Source organism: Halomonas koreensis (assembly GCF_031451675.1).
Classification (GTDB): Bacteria; Pseudomonadota; Gammaproteobacteria; order Pseudomonadales; family Halomonadaceae; genus Halomonas; species Halomonas koreensis.
Genome location: NZ_JARWAK010000012.1, coordinates 114,327 through 120,551 on the forward strand (window position 1 = coordinate 114,327; position 6,225 = coordinate 120,551).

The following is a 6,225-nucleotide window of genomic DNA, read 5'->3' on the forward strand; positions in this document are numbered from 1 at the left end:
GACTGACGGGCGCGGACTCCAGCGGGTGATCCCCCACCACCGCGCGAAGGGTAGGCCGCAGGCCTCTACCCGCCGTAGGACTTCCGGGTTCAGGGCCAACCGCCCGACCTGGCCAACGCCCCGACGCGGTGATCCGCCGTGATAGGGAACCGCTGATGCAGGGCGCGCGCGGCGCCTGCGTGAACACGGCCCCGAGCCCCGCGGCGAGGTCGTCGGTCACGCATCGCCCGTGCCGTGGATCAGCGATCCCGACGAGAGTGCTGGCCCTAACCGGGCCTCGAAACGCCAGGGTTTGGCATCAGGTGCCGGCGCGACCGGCAGCGGCATACCGCCGCACTCGACCCCGTGCCCCACGAAGGGCGCGGATCGCACTCGAGACCTCCAGGGGAGAAACATCTGTGGAACTGCTTTCCGGCGCGGACATGATCGCCCGCTTCCTTCAGGACGAGGGCGTCGAATACATCTATGGCTATCCCGGCGGCGCGGCGCTGCATATCTATGACGCCCTCTTCCGCCAGGACAAGGTCAAGCACATCCTCGTGCGCCACGAACAGGCGGCCACCCACGCCGCCGACGGCTACGCCCGGGCCTCCGGCAAGCCCGGCACGGTGCTGGTGACCTCCGGCCCCGGCGCGACCAATGCCGTCACCGGCATCGCCACCGCCTACATGGACTCGATTCCCATGGTGGTGCTGTGCGGTCAGGTGATGAGCCACCTGATCGGCGATGATGCCTTCCAGGAAACCGATATCGTCGGCGTGACCCGGCCGATCGTGAAGCACAGCTTCTCGATCAAGCACCCGACCGAGATTCCGGAGGTCCTCAAGAAGGCCTACTACCTGGCCTCCACGGGGCGGCCCGGCCCGGTGGTGGTGGACATTCCCAAGGACATGACCGCCCCCACCGAGCGCTACGAGTACGTCTACCCGAAGAAGGTCAAGCTGCGCTCCTACAACCCGGTGGCCCGCGGCCACACCGGCCAGATCAAGAAGGCCGTGGAGCTGATGCTCAAGGCCCGCCGGCCGGTCTTCTATACCGGCGGCGGCGTGGTGACCGGGGATGCCAGCGAGGGGCTGACCGACCTGGTCAAGCGCCTCGGCTTCCCCATCACCACCACCCTGATGGGGATCGGCGCCTTCCCGCAGAGCGACGCCCAGTGCCTCGGCTGGCTGGGCATGCACGGCTCCTACGAGTCGAACATGGCCATGCACCACGCCGACCTGATCGTCGCCATCGGCGCGCGCTTCGACGACCGGGTGACCAACAACACCTCGAAGTTCTGCCCCACCGCCAAGATCGTCCACGTCGACATCGACCCCAGCTCGGTCTCGAAGACGGTGCGCGCCGACGTGCCCATCGTCGGGCCGGCGGGCAGCGTGATCAACGAGATGATCAGCCTGCTGCAGGGCCGCGAGATCGCCAACCCCGACGCCCTTCAGGAGTGGTGGCAGACCATCGACGGCTGGCGCGAGGAGCGCCGCGGCAAGCTCTACGAGCCGTCCGGCCCCGGCGAGGTGCTCAAGCCCCAGGAGGTCATCGAGGCGATCTGCCGGGTGACCCGCGGCGAGGCCTACGTGACCACCGACGTGGGGCAGCACCAGATGTTCGCCGCCCAGTACTACAAGTTCGACAAGCCCAACCGCTTCATCACCTCTGGGGGGCTGGGCACCATGGGCTTCGGCTTCCCGGCGGCCATGGGCATCAAGCAGAACTTCCCGGACGAGCAGGTGGTCTGCGTGACCGGCGAGGGTAGCTTCCAGATGATGATGCAGGAGCTGTCGACCTGTAAGCAGTTCGGCGGCGGGGTGAAGATCGTCAACCTCAACAATGCCTCGCTGGGCATGGTGCGCCAGTGGCAGGACCTCAACTACAAGTCCCGCCACGCCCACTCCTACATGGAGTCGCTGCCCGACTTCCAGAAACTCATCGAGTCCTATGGCTTCACCGCCCTGAAGGTGCAGACGCGGGAGGAACTCGACTCGGCGCTGGAACGGACCTTCGCCGACAAGGACGAGCTGGTGTTCCTCGACGTCGCCGTGGATCCCCACGAGCACGTCTATCCGATGCAGGTGCCCCTGGGCTCCATGCGTGACATGCTGCTTTCCAAGACGGAGCGGACCTGATGCGCCATATCATCTCGATTCTGATGGAAAACGAACCGGGCGCTCTGTCACGCGTGGTGGGGTTGTTTTCCCAGCGCAACTTCAACATCGAAACCCTCAACGTCGCGCCCACCGAGGACGAGACCCTGTCCCGGCTGACCGTGACCACGATCGGCGACGACCGGGTGATCGAGCAGATCACCAAGCACCTCAACAAGCTGATCGACGTGGTCAAGCTGGTGGACCTCACCGAGGGCAGCCACATCGAGCGCGAGCTGATGCTGGTCAAGGTCAAGGCCCTGGGCGCGGCCCGCGACGAGGTCAAGCGCACGGTGGACATCTTCCGGGCGCAGATCGTCGACGTGACGCCGAGCCAGTACACGGTGCAGATCACCGGCGACGCCGGCAAGCTCGATGCCTTCCTAGAGGCCATGGCGCCGGTGGGCATCCTCGAGGTGGCGCGCACGGGGGTCTCGGGGATCGCCCGCGGCGACAAGGTGCTGTCGCTGTAACCCCCGACGCGACCCGGTGCCTCGTACCGCCGGCGCGCTATCCTGCCAAGCCGCCCCACGGGGCGGCTTTTTCGTGGCTCAGCGGCGCTCGGTCACCTCCTGCCACAGGGCGTGGATCAGCGGGCTCTTCAGGCGCCGGTTGAGCACGCACAGGCCCACGTCGTAGTGGGGCAGCTCCGGTTTCACCGGCAGGACGCTCACGCTCTCCCGCAGTGGGCTGGCCTCCAGCACGATGCGCGGCACCACGCCCACGCCGAAGCCCAGCCCCACCATGCTGACGATGGCCTCGTGGCCGGCGACCTGGGCGTAGATGCGCGGTGGGACCCCCAGCGCCTTGAACCAGGTGTCGCTGACCTCCCGGGACAGCCCCGACTCGGAAAGCACCATGGGCACGTCGCGCCACTGTTCGGCGCTGGGGCTCTCGGGGGCCGGGGGGAGCCAGGCGGCGCCGTCCCGCGGGGCGATGAACACCAGCGGCGAACGGGTCAGCGACTTGAAGGCCAGGGCCTCGGGCAGCTGGCGGGGCCGCGAGGTGATGGCCATGTCCTCGTTGCCGGCCAGCACCCGAGCCATCGACTGAGCCGGGTCGCCGGTGTGCAGCTTGAGTTCGATGCCCGGGTAGCGGGTGCGAAACTCGCTGAGCAGGTCGTAGAGGAAGCTGTAGCTGGCGGTCACCGAGCAATAGATGCTGATTTCCCCGGTGAGCGCCCGGGCCTCGCTCATCAGCGACTGGCGCAGCTGCTCCCAGCCCTCCAGGGTGTCCCGGGCATACTCCAGGAAGTGGTGGCCCTGGCGGGTCAGCGATACGTGGCGGTTGTCGCGCTCGAACAGCCGCACGCCCAGGCTCGCCTCGAGCTGGCGGATCGAGCGGGACAGGGTGGAGGGGCTGACGTGGCAGGCCTCGCTGGCGCGACCGAAGTGCAGGGTGTCGGCCAGGGCCAGGAAGTGCCGGAGGGGGCGCATGTCCATGGGCTTTCATTGCATTTTTCGGGATGTGGTATTGCAAATATAGCGTTTTACGCAATGACATGCCTGGCGTACAGTCGAGACATCGACCGGACGCAGAGCCGGGGCCCGAACTCCCAGCGCCGCGACAAGACGGCGCGGGTGGCCATCGACGCTGACACGATCTTCATCCACGTTTCCAGGAGCACCCCCATGCGCGTTTACTACGACAAGGACTGCGACCTCTCCCTGATCCAGGGCAAGCAGGTGGCCATCGTGGGCTACGGTTCCCAGGGCCACGCCCACGCCAACAACCTCAAGGAGTCCGGCGTCGACGTCGTCGTCGCGCTTCGCGAGGGCTCGTCCTCCGCCGCCAAGGCCGAGGCCGCCGGCCTCAAGGTCGCCTCCGTGGAGGATGCCGCCAAGTCCGCCGACGTGGTGATGGTGCTGGCCCCCGACGAGAACCAGAAGGCCATCTACGAGCAGCAGATCGCGCCCAACCTGAAGCAGGGCGCGACCCTGGCCTTCGCTCACGGCTTCAACATCCACTACAACCAGATCGAGCCGCGGGCCGACCTGGACGTGGTGATGATCGCGCCCAAGGCGCCGGGCCATACCGTGCGCTCCGAGTTCACCCGCGGCGGCGGCATCCCGGACCTGATCGCCATCCACCAGGATGCGACCGGCAACGCCAAGGAGCTGTCGCTGTCCTACGCAGCGGCCATCGGCGGCGGCCGCAGCGGCATCATCGAGACCACCTTCAAGGACGAGACCGAGACCGACCTCTTCGGCGAGCAGGCGGTGCTGTGCGGCGGCGCGGTCGAGCTGGTCAAGGCCGGCTTCGAGACCCTGACCGAGGCGGGCTATGCCCCGGAGATGGCCTACTTCGAGTGCCTGCACGAGCTCAAGCTGATCGTCGACCTGATGTACGAGGGCGGCATCGCCAACATGAACTACTCCATCTCCAATAACGCGGAGTACGGCGAGTACGTCACCGGCGGCGAGGTCATCAACGACCAGTCCCGCGAGGCCATGCGCAACGCGCTCAAGCGTATCCAGACCGGCGAATACGCCAAGATGTTCATCAACGAGGGCAACACCAACTACCCGTCGATGACCGCGCGTCGCCGCCTCAACGCCGAGCACCCGATCGAGCAGGTCGGCGAGAAGCTGCGCGCCATGATGCCCTGGATCGCCGCCAACCAGCTGGTCGACAAGTCCAAGAACTGAGCGACGCGAGCTGGCCGAGAGCACGGGGGGCGTGGGAGACCGCGCCCCCGTTTGCGTCCTGGGGCGATGAGCCATGGCGGCCTCTATGTGTAGAATGGGGCCAATTCCAGCCGCAATGGACGACAGCGATGAGCCAGGACCCCAGCAATCGAGAGCCAGAGCGCCCCGAGTCGGACGACGACCTGGCCAAGACCTTCCTCCGGGAGTCGGAGGTGGTCGAGGAGGCCGTCGAGGATGGCAAGAAGGTCCGGCGCAAGGGCATCTACCTGCTGCCCAACCTGTTCACCACCTCGGCGCTGTTTTCCGGCTTCTTCGCCGTGGTGGCCGCGATCAACGGCGACTTCGCCTCGGCGTCGATCGCCATCTTCATCGCCATGGTCCTCGACGGCCTGGACGGTCGGGTGGCCCGACTGACCAATACCCAGAGCGCCTTCGGCGCCGAATACGACAGCCTCTCCGACATGCTGTCCTTCGGCGTGGCGCCGGGGCTGGTGGCGTTCACCTGGATCCTCCAGGACGTGGGCAAGACCGGCTGGGTGGTGGCCTTCCTCTACGTGGCCTGTGCCGCGCTGCGCCTGGCGCGCTTCAATGTCCAGCTCGGCAGCGTCGACAAGCGCTGGTTCATCGGCCTGCCGAGCCCCTCCGCCGCGGCGGTGGTCGCCGCCAGCGTCTGGACCTTCCACAGCTTCGACGCCGAGGCCTTCGGCTTCAAGCTGCTGATGCTGTTCCTGGTCGGCGCCGCCGGCGTGCTGATGGTCAGCAATATCCGCTACTACAGCTTCAAGGACGTCGACCTCAAGGGACCGGTGCCCTTCGTCATGCTGCTGGCCATCGTGCTCGGGTTCGTGGTCATCTCCATCGAGCCCTCGGTGATGCTGCTGCTGCTGTTCGGCACCTATGTGGCATCCGGGCCGATCCTCGCCCTGGTGCGCAAGATGAAGGGCGGCGCACGAGACTGAATCGGGTTACCCTTGTCCTCGCCTCGACGCCCGCCTCGCGCGGGCGTCGTCGTCTCCGCCCGCCGAACGACTTGTCCACACCCGGTCGCCGCCGGAAGTGGCTGTGGACGAGTCGGCCCGGGGGCGAGGAAAATCTTTTCGCAAAGTCCTTGCGTGGTGCCGGGAGAATCCGTAAAGTACGCATCCGCTGCCGGCGACGGGCAACGTTGCAGGCGGTGATGAGTGGCAGAAGCGCTTGTTTTGCTTGAGGTTTTTCGAAGGTTTCGCAAGACGCTCGCTTGACAGGCTCGCCGGATTCGGTAGAATGCTCGCCACGCTTTACGGAGACCCGCTGAGGGCTCTGTCGGCACTCGCTTCGCTAGGGCGAAACGAGGGTCGGTCATCCGCTCGCTGCCTCGGCAGTCACGAGATGAAGGGTTGACACGACGCGCCGATCACGTAGAATACGCCTTCCTCGCAGGGCGCCGGGCAAGACGG

At 66.6% G+C, this 6,225-nt stretch carries 5 protein-coding genes; 4 read left to right on the top strand and 1 reads right to left on the bottom strand.

What is annotated here, in order from left to right; all coding sequences use genetic code 11:
- Positions 1-398 precede the first annotated feature (398 nt).
- Together QC818_RS14025 and ilvN are read left to right on the top strand one after the other, a co-directional pair.
- Positions 399-2,123 (top strand): acetolactate synthase 3 large subunit, encoded by a 1,725-nt coding sequence (locus QC818_RS14025; RefSeq protein ID WP_309653481.1) that lies wholly within the window; start codon positions 399-401, stop codon positions 2,121-2,123.
- Positions 2,123-2,614, top strand: coding sequence for an acetolactate synthase small subunit (gene ilvN, locus QC818_RS14030; protein WP_309653482.1), 492 nt, complete (start codon positions 2,123-2,125; stop codon positions 2,612-2,614). Before QC818_RS14025 ends, ilvN begins: the two co-directional genes overlap by 1 nt.
- A gap of 78 nt (positions 2,615-2,692) precedes the next feature.
- Here the strand turns inward: ilvN and ilvY are convergent, their stop codons facing one another.
- Positions 2,693-3,583 carry an HTH-type transcriptional activator IlvY gene (gene ilvY, locus QC818_RS14035; RefSeq protein WP_309653483.1) on the bottom strand — a complete coding sequence of 297 codons (891 nt, stop codon included), beginning with the start codon at positions 3,581-3,583 and terminating at the stop codon, positions 2,693-2,695.
- A 189-nt stretch (positions 3,584-3,772) separates the two neighbouring features.
- Here ilvY and ilvC point away from each other — a divergent pair, with 189 nt between their 5' ends.
- Both ilvC and pssA read left to right on the top strand, forming a co-directional pair.
- Complete coding sequence (gene ilvC / locus QC818_RS14040; protein ID WP_309653484.1) at positions 3,773-4,789, top strand: ketol-acid reductoisomerase; 1,017 nt, start codon at positions 3,773-3,775, stop codon at positions 4,787-4,789.
- A gap of 128 nt (positions 4,790-4,917) precedes the next feature.
- The gene (pssA, locus tag QC818_RS14045) at positions 4,918-5,748 is read left to right on the top strand and encodes a CDP-diacylglycerol--serine O-phosphatidyltransferase (protein ID WP_309653485.1); all 831 of its coding nucleotides are present in this window, start codon (positions 4,918-4,920) and stop codon (positions 5,746-5,748) included.
- The last annotated feature ends 477 nt before the right edge of the window (positions 5,749-6,225 follow it).

Bases quoted from the DNA above. Each gene is read 5' to 3' on its own strand.
- ilvC (WP_309653484.1), top strand. From the start codon at position 3,773: ATGCGCGTTTACTACGACAAGGACTGCGACCTCTCCCTGATCCAGGGC.
- pssA (WP_309653485.1), top strand. From the start codon at position 4,918: ATGAGCCAGGACCCCAGCAATCGAGAGCCAGAGCGCCCCGAGTCGGAC.
- ilvY (WP_309653483.1), bottom strand. From the start codon at position 3,583: ATGGACATGCGCCCCCTCCGGCACTTCCTGGCCCTGGCCGACACCCTG.
- ilvN (WP_309653482.1), top strand. From the start codon at position 2,123: ATGCGCCATATCATCTCGATTCTGATGGAAAACGAACCGGGCGCTCTG.